General features: G+C 70.5%; 15 protein-coding genes. 1 reads left to right on the top strand and 14 read right to left on the bottom strand.

The features are described from left to right. Nucleotides 1-21 precede the first annotated feature (21 nt). The 3 genes from KAK07_RS19325 to KAK07_RS19315 form a co-directional block, all read right to left on the bottom strand. Nucleotides 22-582: a TRAP transporter small permease gene (locus KAK07_RS19325; RefSeq protein ID WP_210862689.1), complete on the bottom strand. Its 561-nt coding sequence runs from the start codon at nt 580-582 to the stop codon at nt 22-24. A gap of 116 nt (nt 583-698) precedes the next feature. Further along, nucleotides 699-1,400, bottom strand: a complete 702-nt coding sequence (locus KAK07_RS19320; RefSeq protein ID WP_210851632.1) for a TetR/AcrR family transcriptional regulator — start codon at nt 1,398-1,400, stop codon at nt 699-701. Nucleotides 1,401-1,488: 88 nt separating this feature from the next. Further along, entirely contained in the window at nt 1,489-2,568 is a 1,080-nt protein-coding gene (locus KAK07_RS19315) for a porin (protein ID WP_210862687.1), read from the bottom strand. Nucleotides 2,569-2,828: 260 nt separating this feature from the next. Here KAK07_RS19315 and KAK07_RS19310 point away from each other — a divergent pair, with 260 nt between their 5' ends. Then, nucleotides 2,829-3,611 carry an IclR family transcriptional regulator domain-containing protein gene (locus KAK07_RS19310; RefSeq protein ID WP_210862685.1) on the top strand — a complete coding sequence of 261 codons (783 nt, stop codon included), beginning with the start codon at nt 2,829-2,831 and terminating at the stop codon, nt 3,609-3,611. Nucleotides 3,612-3,627: 16 nt separating this feature from the next. Here the strand turns inward: KAK07_RS19310 and KAK07_RS19305 are convergent, their stop codons facing one another. From KAK07_RS19305 to KAK07_RS19255, 11 genes are all read right to left on the bottom strand, one after another. Further along, complete coding sequence (locus KAK07_RS19305; RefSeq protein WP_210862683.1) at nt 3,628-4,848, bottom strand: hypothetical protein; 1,221 nt, start codon at nt 4,846-4,848, stop codon at nt 3,628-3,630. Nucleotides 4,849-4,858: 10 nt separating this feature from the next. Next, nucleotides 4,859-6,172, bottom strand: a complete 1,314-nt coding sequence (gene xylA / locus KAK07_RS19300; RefSeq protein WP_210862681.1) for a xylose isomerase — start codon at nt 6,170-6,172, stop codon at nt 4,859-4,861. A gap of 42 nt (nt 6,173-6,214) precedes the next feature. After that, nucleotides 6,215-7,225 carry a Gfo/Idh/MocA family protein gene (locus KAK07_RS19295; protein WP_210862679.1) on the bottom strand — a complete coding sequence of 337 codons (1,011 nt, stop codon included), beginning with the start codon at nt 7,223-7,225 and terminating at the stop codon, nt 6,215-6,217. Between the two features lie 20 nt (nt 7,226-7,245). Further along, complete coding sequence (locus KAK07_RS19290; RefSeq protein ID WP_210862677.1) at nt 7,246-8,706, bottom strand: MFS transporter; 1,461 nt, start codon at nt 8,704-8,706, stop codon at nt 7,246-7,248. Nucleotides 8,707-8,777: 71 nt separating this feature from the next. Continuing rightward, entirely contained in the window at nt 8,778-9,968 is a 1,191-nt protein-coding gene (locus tag KAK07_RS19285; RefSeq protein ID WP_210862676.1) for an MFS transporter, read from the bottom strand. A gap of 22 nt (nt 9,969-9,990) precedes the next feature. Further along, nucleotides 9,991-11,667 carry a GMC family oxidoreductase gene (locus KAK07_RS19280; RefSeq protein ID WP_210862673.1) on the bottom strand — a complete coding sequence of 559 codons (1,677 nt, stop codon included), beginning with the start codon at nt 11,665-11,667 and terminating at the stop codon, nt 9,991-9,993. Between the two features lie 13 nt (nt 11,668-11,680). After that, nucleotides 11,681-12,457 (bottom strand): nuclear transport factor 2 family protein, encoded by a 777-nt coding sequence (locus KAK07_RS19275; RefSeq protein WP_210862671.1) that lies wholly within the window; start codon nt 12,455-12,457, stop codon nt 11,681-11,683. A gap of 22 nt (nt 12,458-12,479) precedes the next feature. Next, nucleotides 12,480-13,271, bottom strand: a complete 792-nt coding sequence (locus KAK07_RS19270; protein ID WP_210862669.1) for a TIM barrel protein — start codon at nt 13,269-13,271, stop codon at nt 12,480-12,482. Then, nucleotides 13,268-14,050 carry a TIM barrel protein gene (locus KAK07_RS19265; protein WP_210862667.1) on the bottom strand — a complete coding sequence of 261 codons (783 nt, stop codon included), beginning with the start codon at nt 14,048-14,050 and terminating at the stop codon, nt 13,268-13,270. The genes KAK07_RS19270 and KAK07_RS19265 overlap by 4 nt, the downstream gene beginning before the upstream one ends. 24 nt (nt 14,051-14,074) lie before the next feature. After that, nucleotides 14,075-15,034 carry a sugar phosphate isomerase/epimerase family protein gene (locus KAK07_RS19260; protein ID WP_210862665.1) on the bottom strand — a complete coding sequence of 320 codons (960 nt, stop codon included), beginning with the start codon at nt 15,032-15,034 and terminating at the stop codon, nt 14,075-14,077. Next, entirely contained in the window at nt 15,027-15,944 is a 918-nt protein-coding gene (locus KAK07_RS19255) for a sugar phosphate isomerase/epimerase family protein (RefSeq protein ID WP_210862663.1), read from the bottom strand. The genes KAK07_RS19260 and KAK07_RS19255 overlap by 8 nt, the downstream gene beginning before the upstream one ends. Nucleotides 15,945-15,969: the final 25 nt, after the last annotated feature.

Below are 15,969 nucleotides of genomic sequence, written 5' to 3'. Positions count from 1 at the left end.
GACAAACGCTCCTGGGGTGGATCAATGCTTCTTGAAGGTTTGCGAGCGGTCGAGGTGCAGGTCCTCGATCTGCGCCAGGTCCTCGCTCTCCTGGACCATCACCAGGTCCTGCTCGCGCAGCTGGCCGCTGAGCGTGCGCCACAGGTCGAGCAGCAGCATGACCCCGGTGGAGACGGCAAAGACGACCCCCGCGGCGTAGAAGAGGCCCACCGACGCGCCGGTCACCGGGGCCTCGACCTCCAGGTTGATCTGCACCTGTTCCCATGAGCCCTTGAGCAGCAGCCAGGTGGCGAAGATCATCAGGCCCTGGCCCAGCGCCAGGCAGACGCGCTTGCCCTGCGGTCCCAGGCGGCTGACCAGCATGTCCGAGCCCAGGTGGGCGCGCTCGCGCAGGCCGACGATGGCGCCCAGGAAGGTCAGCCAGACGAACAGCCAGCGCGAGAGCTCCTCGGACTCGGTGATGCCGCTGTTGAAGACGTAGCGCGCCACCACGTTCCCGAACACCAGCACCACCATCAGCGCCAGCAGCGCCACCAGCAGCCACTCCAGCAGGCGGCAGTAGCGACCGAGCAAGTTGTCCATGTCTGTGTCTCCTTCGAGGGGCCGCGCCGGCCCACAGGCTGCGCGGACCGAATAATGTACGAACTGGTTAGTTTTTTTATTGGGTCAAACCCTGATCCACCGGGTTCGACCGCGCCTCAGCGGCGCACGTGCCGCACGATCATCTCGACAATGCTCTCGCGCCGCGCCGCGACAGCCGCCGGCGAGTCCAGCTCGCGACCGAAGATCAGCGAGAAGGTGTGGCGGTTCGAGACGTTGAAGAAGCACAGCGCCGAGATCGACATGTGCAGGTCCACCGGATCGACATCGGGCCGGAAGGCACCGCTGGCCACGCCGCGGCGGTAGACCTCCTCGACCGCCGCGATCGCCGGCACGTTGAGCCGGCGGATCGTGGTGGAGCGCGCCAGGTACTCGCCGCGGTGCATGTTCTCGTTCATCACCAGGCGGATGAAATCGGGGTTGGCCAGCTGGTAGTCGTAGGTGAACGCGACCAGCGTGCGCAGCGCCCGCTCGGGCTCGAGGTTCTCCAGGTGCAGCTCCGACTCGATGCGGCGGATGCGCGCATACGCGGCTTCCAGCACATGGACGTACAGCCCTTCCTTGCTCTCGAAGTAGTAGTAGATCATCCGCTTGCTGGTGCGCGTCAGCGCGGCGATCTCGTCGATGCGGGCACCGGCCAGGCCCTTGGCGGCGAACTCGGCGGTCGCCACCTCCAGGATGTCGGCCATCGTGCGCTCGGGGTCGTTGGTGCGCCCGCTGTCGGCGGCGTCGGCAGGCACGGCAGCGGGGCGGCCGCGCTTGCGGGCCGGCTTCGGGGCGGGATGTACTGTCTGGTTCATCAAGGCGCGAGCATACGCCTGGATGCGGCCGCCGGCAGCCGCCGCGGGTGCGCTGCCGGGCCCGTTCGTCGCCCATGCCGTGGCCCGCTCAGAACGCCGTGCGCATGCCCAGCTGCATGGCCGAGCGCTGGGCGATGTGGTCCTTCAGGTCGCCGGTGGCGGTCGACGCCGAGGTGTACAGGAAGCTGCTCTTCGACAGCCCGTAGCGCGCGCCCAGCGCGAACTTGCCCAGGTTCTGGCTGGCGCCGCCGGCCGCCGCGTACTTGACGACGGTGTAGTTCCCGCCGAACAGCCACGGGCCCATCGGCACTTCAGCGCCCAGCGTCCAGCCGTCCGAGCGATCGGCGACGAAAGTGCCGGCGCTGCCGGTGACCGACAGGTTGGCGCCGGTGAAGGCACCATTGCCCGAGCCCAGTGCCAGATCGCGGTTGCGTTGCAGGCCGCCCAGCAGCTTGAAGGCGCCAACGTTGTAGTTCATCGCCAAGGTGGTCGACTGGTTGACGCTGTCGTCGGTCTTGCGCGAGGTGTTCCACTCGTGCGTCAGCGCGGCGTACAGCGGGCCGTCGGCATACTGCAGCTTCAGGCCGTGGAAGCGGTCGTAGGTGGCCGTGGCATCGGTGATCTGGGCCGAGAACTGGAAACCGGCCAGCGTGGGGCTGATGTAGGTCAGCGCGCCATCCACCCGCGGTGCGTTCAGGAAGAAGGGCAGCGCCTTGCCAACGTTGGTGACCCCGGTGCCGGGATTCAGCGTCAGCGCGTTGCCGTAGGGGTTGCTCTGGCCCAGCACGCCGTCGGACAGGATGTACTGGCGGCCCACACGCAGTTCGCCCACCGAGCCGCCCAGCGACAGGTAGGACTGGCGGCCGAAGCTGCGCCCGCCCTGCAGCGCGGTGCCGTTGGCCAGCGACAGGCCACCTTCCAGCAGCACGCCGACCTTGAGGCCGCCGCCCAGATCCTCGCTGACGCGCAGGCCCCAGCGCGAGCCGTTCAGGCCGTTGGTCGTGCCATCGTTCAGCGCGATGTCCGACGGGCTGCCGGACTGGCTGCCCGCACGGTAGCGGGTGACGTTGGCATCGACCAGACCGAACAGCGTGACGCTGGACTGGGCCTGGGCCAGGCCAGCGGTGGCGGCCAGCGCGGCGGCCAGGACGAGGGGCTTGTGCTTCATGGAGGGGCTTTCTTCGGTGTCAGGTGGACGGCGCCTGCGGAGGCTGAGCCGGCAAGGCTCCGCCCTCCCCGGCCGACGCCGCTTCTGGGCCGGGGAATGGGTGTCGGTCAGGGTGTGTGCCGGTCGCCCCTGGGCGATGCCAGCGGGCCGCACGATAGGCATGCGGCCTGGGCGCCACAAGAGCGCGCCGCCGGGTTTGCGCGATAATCGCGCACCACGCGCGATCTTCGTTCGCTTCGCGGGAATCCCCCGACCCTGCCATGCCGACCCGCCCGCACCGCCCGGCCGCGATCCGCCAGGCCGACATCATTGAAGGCCTGGGCAAGGGCCTGCGCGTCATCGAGGCCTTCGACGAAGACCACCCGCGCCTGACCGCCTCGGAGGCCGCCGACCTGGCCGCGATGACCCGCACCGCGGCGCGCCGCTACCTGCTGAGCCTGGTGCACTTCGGCTACGCCGACACCGACGGCAAGCATTTCTGGCTGGCGCCGCGCGTGCTGCGGCTGGGCCAGAGCTACCTGGGGGCGGCGCGCATCCCGCGGCTGGTGCAGCCCTTCGTGCAGCGCCTGTCCCAGGAGCTGGGCGACAACATCAACTTCAGCGTGCTCGACGAGCACGAGGTGGTCTATGTGGCGCGCAGCCTGTCGAACCAGATGATGACGATCGGCTTCCCGGTCGGCGCGCGGGTGCCGGCGCACGTGGTGACACCGGGCGTGGCCATCCTGTCCACCTTCAGCGAGGCCCGGCTGGCCCACTGGATCGCCGCCCACGCGTTCAGCGCCTTCACGCCCCGCACCACCACCGACCCGCAGCGCTTCCTGGCCGATGTGCAGACCGCCCGCGCGCTGGGCTACTGGGTCACCGAGCAGCAGCTGACGCCGGGCCTGCGCGGCCTGGCGATGCCGGTGAAGAACGCGCGCGGCCAGTGCGTCGGCGCGATTGGCCTGACGACGACGATGTCGCCGCGCTCACGCGAGGAACTGGTCGAGGCCGCCGTGCCGCGCATCTCGGACGTGGTGCAGGTGCTGCGCAACATCCTCTGAGCGCGCCACCCTGGCCTCAGCGCGCGGCCAGCAGCCCCCACAGCCGCGCCAGGTCGGCCACCGGACCGGCGGGGCCGGCGGCCAGCGCGCGCCACTCGCTGCGCGCGGCCTCGGCCTGGCCGGCCTGCCAGCGCGCCACCGCCAGGCGCAGCCGCGCCTCGTCGGGTTGGCGCAGGCCGCCGCGGGCCAGGGCCTCGGCCATGCGCTGCAGGCCGGGCTCGGTCTGGCCCATCGAGACCATCGCCTGACCGAGGTTGAGCAGCGCCTGGCCGTCGGGGGCCCGGCGTGCGTCGGCCTCGCTGCCAGCCAGCCCGGCCTGGTCCTGTGCCAGCGCCCGCTGCAGCGCCGGGCGGCGCGCAGCCTCGGCCGAACTGGCGCTCAGCAGACCGCGGCTCAGCGCCTCGTCCAGCACCGCCAGCGCCTCGGCCGGCAGGCCGGCCTGCACCGCCAGTCGCAGCAGCTCGGCCACGTCGTCTGCTTCCAGCAGCGCACTGGCCTGGCGCGCCAGGCGCCAGCTGTCAAGCAGCAGCCGTGGCGGAAAGCCCGGCGCGGCGCGCAGGCGCGCCAGCCGGTCGGCCCAGTAGGCGGGCTGCGGGTGGTGGCGCAGCAGCCGTTCCAGCGTGGCCACGTAGGCCGCCTCATCGCCCTGGCGCAGCTGGGTGGCGGCCAGCAGCTTCAGCGGTGCCTCGGCGCTGGGCCGGCCGGCGGCCTCATCGTCGGCCACCAGGCCCTGCAGCGCCTGAACCACGCCGGCATCGTTCTTCAGCGTGGTCTGGGCCTGGGCCAGGGCCAGCCACAGGCGCGGCTCGCGCGCGCCTTCGGCCTGCTGGGCACGGACCACGCGCACCACGGCGGCGGGGTCGTTGGCGCGCTGCGCGGTCTGCAGCAGCGCCTGCCAGAGCGCCGGGCGCTCGGTTGCCGGCAGGCGGTCGCTGGCCAGCACCGCCTCGAAGTCCGCCAACGCCTGGCTGTGCTCGCCCGCCAGTGCGGCGGCCGGCGCGCGCAGGCGCAGGATCAGGTAGCGCTCCTGCGCGTTGGGCTGGGCCACGGCCTCGGCCACGCGCACGTGCGCCAGCGCCTGGGCCCCCTGGCCGGCGCGGATGGCCTCCTGTGCCGCCTGCAGCGGCTTGGCCACCTCGGGGCGCAGCGGTTCCGGCGCGGGCTGCGCCGACAGGGCCGACGCACCCAGCAGCCACCCCAGCGCGAGCAGGCGCGCAGACACACGCAGTCGCATCACCACCCCCGGCTCAGACGAAGCGGTTGACCAGGTTCTCCAGCCGCTCCTGGCGGCCCGAGCGCGGCAGCGGCGACAGGTCCTGCGCCTGAACACGCTGGGCCAGCGTCTCCAGGCTGGCGCCGCCCAGGATGGCCTGGCCCAGCTCGCCCTGCCAGCCGGCGTAGCGCTGCTCCACCGCCCGTTCCAGCTCGCCCGACGCATGCAGCTCGGCCGCGCACAGGAAGGCGCGCGCCAGCGTGTCGATGCCGCCGATGTGGCCGATCAGCAGGTCTTCGGGGTCGATGCTCTGGCGACGCACCTTGGCGTCGAAGTTCATGCCGCCCTGCCCCAGGCCGCCGTGGCGGATGATCTCCAGCATCGCCGGCACCAGCTGCACATGGTTGTTGGGGAACTGGTCGGTGTCCCAGCCCAGCTGCTCGTCGCCGCGGTTGGCGTCGATCGAGCCCAGCAGGCCCAGCGCGGCGGCGGTGGCCACCTCGTGCTCGAAGCTGTGGCCGGCCAGCGTGGCGTGGTTGACCTCCAGGTTGAGCTTGACCTCGCCCTGCAGGCCGTAGCGGCGCAGGAAGCCGTCCACCGTGGCACTGTCGTAGTCGTACTGGTGCTTGGTGGGCTCCTGCGGCTTGGGCTCGATCAGGATGGTGCCGGTGAAGCCGATCCGGTGCTTGTGTTCCACCACCGCGGCCAGGAAGCGGCCGTACTGGTCCAGCTCGCGCTTCAGGTCCGTGTTGAGCAGGCTCTCGTAGCCCTCACGGCCGCCCCACAGCACATAGTTGGCGCCGCCCAGGCGGTGCGTCCACTCGATCGCATGCTTGACCTGTGCGGCGGCGTAGGCGAAGACCTCGGGATCGGGGTTGGTGGCGGCACCGCTCATGTAGCGCGGGTGCGAGAACAGGTTGGCCGTGCCCCACAGCAGGCGCACGCCGCTGTCCTGCATCTGGCGCGCGGCGCGCTCCAGCACCGCATCGAGCAGGGCATTCGATTCGCGCAGCGTGGCGCCTTCCGGGGCCACATCGCGGTCATGGAAGCACCAGAAGGGCAGACCCAGACGGCGGAAGAAGTCGAAGGCGTTGTCCAGCTTCAGCTGCGCCGCGGCCAGCGGCGCGCCGCTGAACCAGGGGCGGTCGAACAGCGGGCCGCCCAGCGCGAACGGGTCCTGCCCGCCCCAGCAGAAGCTGTGCCAGTAGCAGACCGCGGGGCGCAGGTGTTCGGCCAGGGTCTTGCCCAGCACCACGCGCTGGGCGTCGTACCAACGGAAGGCGAAGGGGTTGGTGGAGGACGGACCTTCGTAGCGGACCGTCGGCAGTTCCGAAAAGACAGTGGACATGGCATCTCGCCCTGGGGGCGCCTCGCAGAGGGGTGCGGCAGCTCAGCGCGACTGGCGCGCATCGCGTTCGCTGGCCAGCTGGGCCTGGATGGCCTGCATGATGGACAACACCTCGGCGCTGGCCTCGACCGGGTGCAGCGGATGCCCGGTGGCACCCGCCAGGATGGCGGCATTGACGGCGCGGAACATGGGCACATAGCCGGCGCCCTCGCGCGGGAAGTCCAGCTGCTCCACCTGGGGCGGCGCTGGCGGCTGGCCCGTGATCAGCTTGAAGCCCGCTGGTGAGAACAGCGGCTCCAGGAAGTCGATCGCACCCCGACGGCCGCTGAGCCAGCCGCGCGGCGGGATCAGCGACGTGATGGAGGTGCTCAGCTGGGCCAGCGCGCCACCGGCGTAGCGCAGCGTGATGGCCTCCTCCAGGTCCACGCCGTCAGGCCGCATCGTGCCGGTGACCGAAATCTCGGCCAGCTCGCCCAGGTACATCTGCGCCAGCGTGATCGTGTAGACACCCATGTCATACAGCGCGCCGCCCCCCAGCGCCGGGTCCCAGAAGCGCGCCGGGCCATCGGGCGGCACCGGGTAGCCCAGGCCGGCCTGCAGCAGCCGCGGCTCGCCGATAGCGCCGGCGGCGACCAGCTCGGCCGCCTTGCGCATGGCCGGGCTGAACTTCATCCACATCGCTTCCATCAGGAAGGCGCCGTGCGCCTGCGCCAGGCGGCCCAGCTCGCGGGTCTCGTCGGCGGTCATGGTCAGTGGCTTCTCGCACAGCACATGCTTGCCGGCGCGCAGCGCCTGGCTGGCCAGTGCGAAGTGGGTGGCGTGCGGGGTGCCGATGTAGAGCGCATCGACCTGGTCGCTGGCGCACAGCCGGGCGAAGTCATCGAAGGCCAGCGGCAGGCCATGCGCCTGCGCGAAGGCCTCGGCGCGTTCGCGCGAGCGCGAGCAGATCGCCACCACCTGCGCCCCGTCGCACAGGCGCAGGTCACCCACGGTGCGGCGCGCGATGCCGCCGCTGCCGACCACGGCCCAGCGTATGGGGGGGTGTTGTGACATCGGTGGTTCCTCCTGAGTCGTCAGTGCGCCGCTGCGGGCACGGGGGTTGGCGGCACGGCGGGCAGCCGCCAGGCCAGGCCCATGCTCAACAGCAGCAAGCCCATCAGCACCGGCAGCGCCTGCAGCAGCGTGCGCGGCGTGAAGGCCTGGCCGGGTCCGCTGGGCAGCAGCGCCGCCACCAGCGCGATCGCCAGCACCGCCGCGAACTGCCGGCCCGCGTTGACCGCCCCCGAGGCCCCACCGGCCTGCGCACGCGGCACCGACTGCAGCGTGACCGCGGTCAGCGGCGGCCCGATGAAACCCACGCCCAGGCCCAGCAGGCCCTGCGCCAGCAGGCCCGGCGGCGCCAGCACCTGTTGCACCGGCTCGCCCAGCCCGCCGGCGCTGATCACCGCCATCAGGGCGATGCCCAGCGCCTGGATGCCCAGGCCCAGGCCGATGCAACGGCCGCCCAGGCGCTGGAAGGCGATGCGGCCCAGCGTGCTGACGCTGAGCATCACACCCAGCGCAATCGGCATCGACAACAGTGACATCTGCGTGGCGCTGAGACCAGCGCCCAGCTGCCAGGCCAGGGTCATCACGAACAGGTAGGCCGGCAGCACCCCGGTGCACAGCAGCGACAGCCCCAGCCCGAGCCGGTAGCCACGGTCCTCCAGCAGCGAGGGTTGCACGATCGGCTGCCCGCCGCGGGCCTCCAGCCGGCGACAGTGCTGCCACAGGCCGAGCGTGAAGCCGGGCGCACAGGCCAGCAGCGCGAACAGCGGCAGCGTCCAGCCCTGCTCGGGCCCCTGCACCAGCGGCACCGCCCAGGCCACCGCCGCCGCCAGGCACCACAGCGTGCCGCCCAGGTCCAGCACGGTGCCGGGCTGTGGCGGGTCCTGCGGCAGCAGGCGCAGCGCGCCCGCGATGGCCAGCAGCCCCACCGGCAGGTTGATCAGGAACACCAGCCGCCAGCCCAGGCCCGCCAGGTTGGCGTCCACCATCAGTCCCCCGACCACCGGCCCCAGCGCCGACGACACGCCGCCCAGCAGACCGAAGATGGTGAAGGCGCGCATGCGTTCGTGCGGCGCGTACATCGCCTGCATCAGCGTCAGCACCTGCGGCACCATGATGGCGGCGCAGGCGCCCTGCGCCAGCCGCGCCAGCACCAGCGCATCAGCCGAACCCGCCAGGCCACAGGCCGCCGAGGCCAGCGTGAAGCTGCCCACGCCGCACAGGAACATCGTGCGGTGGCCGTACAGGTCGCCCAGCCGGCCGCCGATCACCAGCAGCACGGCAAAGGCCAGCGCATAGCCGGCGACGATCCAGGCCACCTGCGCATGCCCGGCCTGCAGCGACCGGCCGATGGCCGGCAGCGCCACGTTGACGATGGTGACGTCCAGCAGATCCATCACGAAGGCGATGGCGACGATGGCGAAGGCCCAGGTGCGGCGCCGACCCACCAGGGGTGGCGCAGTGCTGGACAGGGTGGGCAGGCTCATGGATCAGGCAAAGGCGTGGCCAGCCCCCGGCCGCAGCCGGGAGGCCAGGGACATTCAGCAGGGACGCCCGCTCAGCGCGCCGGCACCAGCATCGCGCGCCGGTGGCTCAAGCCCTGGCTCAGCGCGATGACGATGCAGATCAGGCCGCAGACCACGAAGGTGTTGAGCAGGCTGCCGGCCCAGCCGCGCACGAAGGTCACGAAAAAGGGCGAGACGAACTGGCCCAGGAAGAAGGCGCTGCACCACCAGCCCATGCCGCGGCCGCGGAAGCGCTCGGGCAGCTCGCGCAGGCTCCAGCTGATCAGCACCGGAATCACCATGCCGGCGCCCAGCTGCTGCACGAAGGCGCAGGCGATCGCCGGCTCCAGGCCCAGGTTCAGACCGATGCCCACCATGCCCAGCCCCAGCAGCGAGAAGACCACGGTGAACTGCGCCGCGTTGCTGCGCTTGGAGACCAGCTTGAACAGCAGCGCCCCGACCGGCACGCCGATGCTGGCCACCGCCGTGTAGTTGCCCAGCTCGCTCCCCTTCTTGACGCCCATCTCGTCGAGCGCCAGCGAGAACTGCAGTGTGTAGACGAAATACAGCGCCGACAGCGCGAACGTGGACGCCGCGATGCGCACCATCAGCCCGCTGGGGAAGGCCATCATTGTCGCCGTGCCCGGCTCGTTCACCGCCTGTTGGCCGCTGCGGTCGGGCTCGTAGGCGGTGAAGAAGGCGAAGACCGCCAGCAGCAGCGCCAGGCCGTAGATCAGGAAGGGCAGGTTCCATTCCAGCATCGACAGGCGGCCACTGGTGGTGACCAGGAAGACGCCAGCGGCCGGGCCGGTCAGGCTCTGCCACATCAGCCACTTGGCGCGCTCTTCCTTCTCGAAGTAGTCGCCCAGCAGCGCGTTGCCCACGGTGAGGATGAAGGCCTCGCCCACGCCCAGCAGCAGCCGGCCGGCGAACAGCGCCTCGAAGCTGGTGACGAAGTAGGGCAGAACGCCGCCCAGGCCATAGAGCGTGGTGAAGATCAGCAGCAGCCGGCGTCGGCCGATGCGGTCGGTCAGCGTGCCGGCGAAGGGCGAGAACAGCGCCACGCACAGGCCCGGCGCCGACAGCACCAGCGGCGCCAGCGTCTGGATGCCCTGCACATGCTGGAAGTTCTTCACCAGTGCGGGGACGATGGGCATCAGCGTGACGATCGCCATCATCGGCAGCAGGCCGATCAGGATGATCACCAGCCCTTGGGCGATGCCGGCGCGGCGTGGCGTGTTCATGGCTGTCTCCATGGTGTGGGTCTCAGGCGCGCAGCTCGGCCGAGTGGCCGTACTCGCTGGCAATGTAGGCGCAGGCGCGCGCGGTCAGCGCCATCGTGGTCAGCGTCGGTCCGCAGGTGCCGTTGGTCACGAAGCAGCTGCTGTCGGTGACGAACACATTGGGCGCACCCCAGACCTGGTTGTGCGCGTTGAGCACCGAACTGGCCGGATCGCTGCCCATGCGGGCGCCGCCGCACTCGTGGATCGCACCGCCCACCGCCACGCTGCGCTTGTAGGCCAGGCGGAACATCAGCCGCTCGTACCACTTGTTGTTCGGCATGAACGGGCCGTCCGAGCTGATGCCCAGCGGGCTGATCAGGAAGTCGGGCGACAGGCCGGCCTCCTGCATCATCGCCTTCTGCGTGTCGACCTGGTCGCGCAGCAGCTTCAGGTCGTTGTCGCGCAGGCGCACGCTGACCGAGGGGATGGGCACGCCCAGGCGGTCGCGGCGGGCGGCCAGGCGCACCTGGTTCTCGGCGTGCGGCAGGATCTCGCCGTGGCCGGTGAGGCCGAAGACCGAGTCCATCTCCGGCGGCAGCATCGGCCGGCCGACGATGCCCTGCAGATTGAAGCCGCCGGCATAGCCCAGCTCGCCCGGCCGGCGCAGTTGCCGGAAGCGCGGGATGTAGATGCCGCCGTGGTTGTCGGCCGGCGAGGTGCCGTCGACCAGTTCACCGCCCTTGAAGCCCGGCACGGTGCCGAAGCCCAGCGTCAGCATCTGGTCCATGAAGTAGCGCCCCACCAGGCCTGACGCATTGCCCAGGCCGTGCGGGTGCTGGCCGCCGCCGGAGTTGAGCAGCAGGCGGATGCTCTCGATGGTGGAGGCGCACAGCATCACCACGTTGGCACGCGCCTCGTGGCGTGTGCCGGTGGCCTTGTCGATGTAGGTGACGCCGGTGGCGCGGCCGGTGCGTGCGTCGGTGTTGACGCGCTCGACCGGCGAGTGGGCGCGCAGCGTCAGTCGCCCGGTGGCGGCCGCGGCGGCCAGAGGCACGGTGGTGCGGTGGCCGTTGGCATCGACCGGCGTGGCTTCCTTGCGCACATAGCGCCAGGCCATGACCTTGGCGTCGCCCCAGCGGGCCTCGACGCGCTGCTTGAACTGCTGCTCGGCGCGGCTCAGGCCGGCGGCCTTGGCATAGCTGCCCGACGGGCAGTAGTCGATGCCGTCGTCGTTGCCCACCACGCCCAGCGTGCGCTCGACCCGCTCGTAGTAGGGCGCCAGGTCGGCGTAGCTGATCGGCCAGTCGAAGCCCTGCCCTTCATGGCTCTTGAACTTGAAGATGTAGTCCGACATGCGCAGCGCCACCCGCCCCCAGGACAGGAAGCGGCCGCCCACCTGCTTGCCGCGCAGCCACAGGTAGAAGTCCTGCGGCGACTCGTAAGGGTGCTCGTTGTCGTTGACGAACAGGAAGGCCTTCTCGGGCGAGTAGAACGAGGTCAGCGCCTGCTTGTGCTGGCCGCTCAGGCCAGCCTTGATGCGGGCCCAGGAGCCGATGGCGGCGAACTGGGCCTTGGCGGCGGCTTCGAACTGGGCCTCGGGCAGCGGGCCGCCGGCTTCCAGCACCAGCACGTTCAGACCGGCCTCGGTGAGTTCCTTGGCGGCGATGCCGCCGGTGGCGCCGGAGCCGACGACGATCGCGTCGAAGTGTTCTTGGGTCATGGGCAACAGCCGTTCAGGCGGCGGGGGTCTCGGGGTCGGTGTCGTAGGGCGCGGGCGGACGCGGCACCACGGCCTGCGCGGTCTGGGTGCTGTAGGCCTGGTAGAAGTCCTCGGCGGGCCGGTCGGTGTCGGGCAACCACACCGGCTTGCCGTCGTGGCCGAAGTAGGCCAGGTTCTCGTGGAAGCGCTGGAAGTCGGGCACGGCCTCGGTGCAGGCGGCAAAGTCGATCCAGTTGCGGCCATAGGGCGCGCGGAAGACCTCGAAGCAGCGGAAGCGCCAGATCTTCCAGACGCCGTCCTGCAGCAGCGCATGCATCTCGTACTTCATCGCCACCCAGTGGGCCCAGACCTTCTGGCCGTTGACCAGGTCCTTCTCGTACAGGAACTCAGGCGCGTTGGCGGCCTGGGCGGGGTCGGTCAGGCCCGATTCCACCCCACCGACGATCCAGATGCCGCGCGCGCTGCGGCCATCGGCCGCCACCTGGATCGACGGCGTGGTGCTGTAGTGCAGCAGCAGCTTGCCCACCGGCGAGGGGCGGCCGCGGTGGTATTCGGTGATCGTCTCCCAGCTGGTGTAGATGCCCTTGTTCGAGTACTGGGCGCGCATGCCCGGCGTGCCGGGCTTGACCCACATGTCGATGATCCGGGCGTCCTCGTAGCCGTTGTGCAGGTGCATGTAGTTGGAGAACAGGTTCTCCACCTCGCCGCGCGCTTCGGCGCGGGCGACGCGGGCCTCAAGAGCCGCGATGTGGGCCGCCAGATCGGCGGTGGCAGGCAGGGGCGTGTTCATGCGTGGGTGTTCCTTGGCGGGCTTACAGGCCCAGGTGGCGGCGCGTCAGCGCCAGTGATTGATCGATCGGCAGCGTGGGCAGGTACTCCAGGCCGATGGCGCCGGTGTAGCCGCGCTGGCGCAGCAGGGGCAGCAGACCCGACCAGTCCAGCTGGCCGGTGCCGGGTTCGTGGCGGCCTTCGAAGTCAGCCACCTGCACATGGCTGATGAGTTCGGTGCGGTCGGCGAAGGCCTGGGCGAAGGTCTCGCCACTGACAGCGCCGTGGTAGACGTCGGCCAGCAGGCGCAGCGCCGGGTGGTCCACCGCCTCGACGATGTCCAGGCCCTGGCGCACGCTGTGCACCGCCATCAGGTTCCCGCCGATGACCATGTGCACCGGCTCCAGCAGCAGCTCAACGCCGCCATCGGCGGCGATGCGGGCGGCCTCGCGCAGCACGCCGACGATGTTGGCGCGCTGCTCGGCCTCGGCCAGGCCAGGCACCGAGAAGCCCGAAGCCAGGATGATGCGGGCGGCCGGACCGGCACCCTTCAGTTGGCTATTCACGCGCCGGGCCACCGGCACTGCATCGCGCACCGCGCCCAGCACGGTGGCGTGCTCGGCCGGTTGGACCAGGCTGGCGCGCGGGTCGGCGCACAGGCTGAACACCTGCACGCCGGTCTCGGCCACCACATCGACCATGGCATCGATCGGCTTGTCGCGCCAGAGCCAGGTGTCCACGGCGTCGAAGCCGTCGGCCTGGGCCGCGCGGAAGCGGTCGAGGAAGTCGGGATGCTCGGCCTTGTAGAGCATCTCGATGCAGGGGATCAGCTTCACGCCGCGGCCCCCGCGATGCCGAAGACCTCGCGCGTGCGCTGCAGCGAGGCCAGGGTGCCGTTGCTCGGGCGGTACTCCAGGCCGATGTCACCGGTGTAGCCGGCGGCCTTCAGGTCGGCCAGCCAGGTGGCCCAGGCGATGGTGCCGGTGCCAGGTTCATGGCGGCCGTTGGTGTCGGCCACCTGCACGTAGCCGATCAGGTGGGCGCGCTGCAGGATCTGGCGGTGGTCCTCGCCCATCACCTCGGCGTGGTAGGCGTCGTAGAGCAGGCGCACCGCTGGGTGGTTCACGGCTTCGACGATGTCCAGGCCCTCGATGGCCGAGGCCATGAAGAAGCCCGGGTGGTCGACGCGGGTGTTCAGCGGCTCGAGCAGCAGGCGCATGCCGGCCGCGGCGGCGACCGGGGCCAGGTGCTTCAGGTTGTGCACCATCGCATCATGCTGCTCGGCGGCCGACGCGTCCTTCAGCGCCGGGCCACCGGCAATCACCATGTCGGTGGCGCCCAGGCGTCGGCAGGCGACGATGGTGCGCTCCAGCGCCTCCACGATGAAGTCGGTCTTGCTGCGGTCCACGCAGCCCACCCGCGGGCCCACGGTGATGCTCTTCAGCTGGACGCCGGTCTCCTGCAGCGCAGCCGCGACCGCGTCGAGATCGACCTGGTTCCACATGTGGAACTCGACCTTCGTCAGGCCGGCCGCGGCGGCGGCGCGGATGCGCGCCGGGATGTCACCGGCCTCGTTGAACATGTACAGGTCTTCAATGACCGCGCAGAGTTGCATGGGGTGTTCTCGTTCGTGAAGGTGTCAGGCCAGCAGCGGCTGCAGCACATGCCGCACCGTCCAGGCGTTCTGCATCATGGCCGCGGCCTGGGGCGCGGGGCCCTTGTCGCTTTCGACAATCAGCCAGCCGGCGTAGCCGGTCTCGCGCAGCGCCGTCATGAAGGCGGTCCAGTCCACCAGGCCGCTACCCAGTTCGCCAAACCAGCGGGGAATGGCGCGCTGGCCGCCAGCCAGCATCAGCGCGCGTTCGGCGTTGGGGGCGCGGTACTCGCCGTCGGTGTCGACCGCCAGCGCATCCTTCAGATGGATGTGCCACACACGCGCCTGGAAGCGCCGGTACCAGGCCGTCACGTCGTGCCCGGCGATGGTCAGTTCGGCGGTGTCCAGCGCCAGGCCCACGGTGGCCGGGTCCAGCTGCTGCAGCCAGGCTTCGACCTCGTCCATACCGCGCAGCGCCGACAGCGCGTCCAGGTGCAGCACGGTCTTCACGCCCAGCGCGGCAGTCATTGCCCCCACCGCGTTCCAGCAGGCCGCGGCGGCCGCTTGCCGTTCGGCGCTCAGTCCACCATGGCGGCCATAGGGCGGCAGTGCGCGGACCACCAGCACCTCGCCATCGACCTCGGCCAAGAAGCGGGCGAACACCTCGGCCTGCTGCAGCAACAGCGCCTGGTGATCGGGATCGCTGCAGTCCAGGCCGTGGTGCAGCTCCTCGAAGCTCATCTGCAGCGGGTCGAGGAACAGGCTGGCGACGCGGCGGATGCCCCAGTCGCGCAGCTTCAGCTTGAAATGGTCGACCGAGCCGAAGTTGATGAGGATGTTCTCGGGCCGGCCCATCGGGTCCCAGCGGCCGGTGCCGGCGCTGAGCTCGATGGCGTCGAAGCCGCAGGCGGAGGTCACCTTCAGCGCCCGTTCGTGCTGTTCCAGTCGGGCGAAGCCGGTGAAGCCGGCTTTCCACTGGTTGATTGCGTAGCCCCACTTAGTCATGAATCGGCCTCAGCACGTTGCGCAGGTACCAGGCCGCTATGGCCGTGCTCTCGGGGTAGTTGCCGCCGCCGACGTCGGCCTTGTCGTGCTCCACGCCCACCCAGCCGGCCCAGGCGGTGTCCTTCATCGCGCCATACAGCGCCGGGAAGTCGACCAGGCCGCCCTCGGTGCCCATCTCGTAGAACCAGCGGTCGGTGGTGGGCGCCATCACCTCGGCGTCGGGCTTGCGGCGGTAGTCGCCGTTCAGATCGACGTGGTGGGTGTCCTTCAGGTGGAAGGCAGCCACGCGCTCGCGGCGCTCGATGAACAGCTGGACCGGGTCGACGCCAGCGATCACGTGCTGCGCCGTGTCCAGGCACAGGAAGACATAGCGCGGGTCGGTCCAGTCGTAGAACTTGCGCAGCTGCTCGGCGCTGCGGATGCCGCAGAAGAACTCGTGGTGGCAGCAGGTCTTGACGCCGTAGCCCTCCAGCGTCATCTGGCCGATGCGGTTCCAGAGTTCGGCGCAGGCGCGGATCTTGTCGTCGGTGACCGGCTCCACGTCGAAGTACAGGCCGACCGGCATGACGATGAAGTTCTGCACGCCCAGGCCGGCGCTGCTCTTCATGATGTACTCGGCATAGCCCGCCATGCGGTCGTGCGTGGCGCGCACGTGCGGCGTGCTCTGGCGCGCGTCGTACATCACCGCATGGAACAGGCTCAGCACGCGGTCGATGCCGCGGCTTTGCATGTGGGCGCGCGCGGCCTCGAGCGAGCCGAACAGGTCGCGCAGCACCGGCAGGTGGAAGTCGAAGGTCTCGATGGCCTCGTAGCCCACACCGGCGATCTGCTTCAGGAAGGCATCAAAGCGCTCCACCGAGCTGTACTGCGACAGCGGACCCTGGGGCGTGTCGACGCGCCAGTGGTCCATGTACGCGTATCGAAGACGCCGCCCT

The organism is Ideonella alba, from assembly GCF_018069875.1.
Taxonomy (GTDB): domain Bacteria; phylum Pseudomonadota; class Gammaproteobacteria; order Burkholderiales; family Burkholderiaceae_C; genus Ideonella; species Ideonella alba.
Note: the sequence above shows the minus strand (reverse complement) of the source record. Positions and strands in the feature narration are given on the sequence as shown.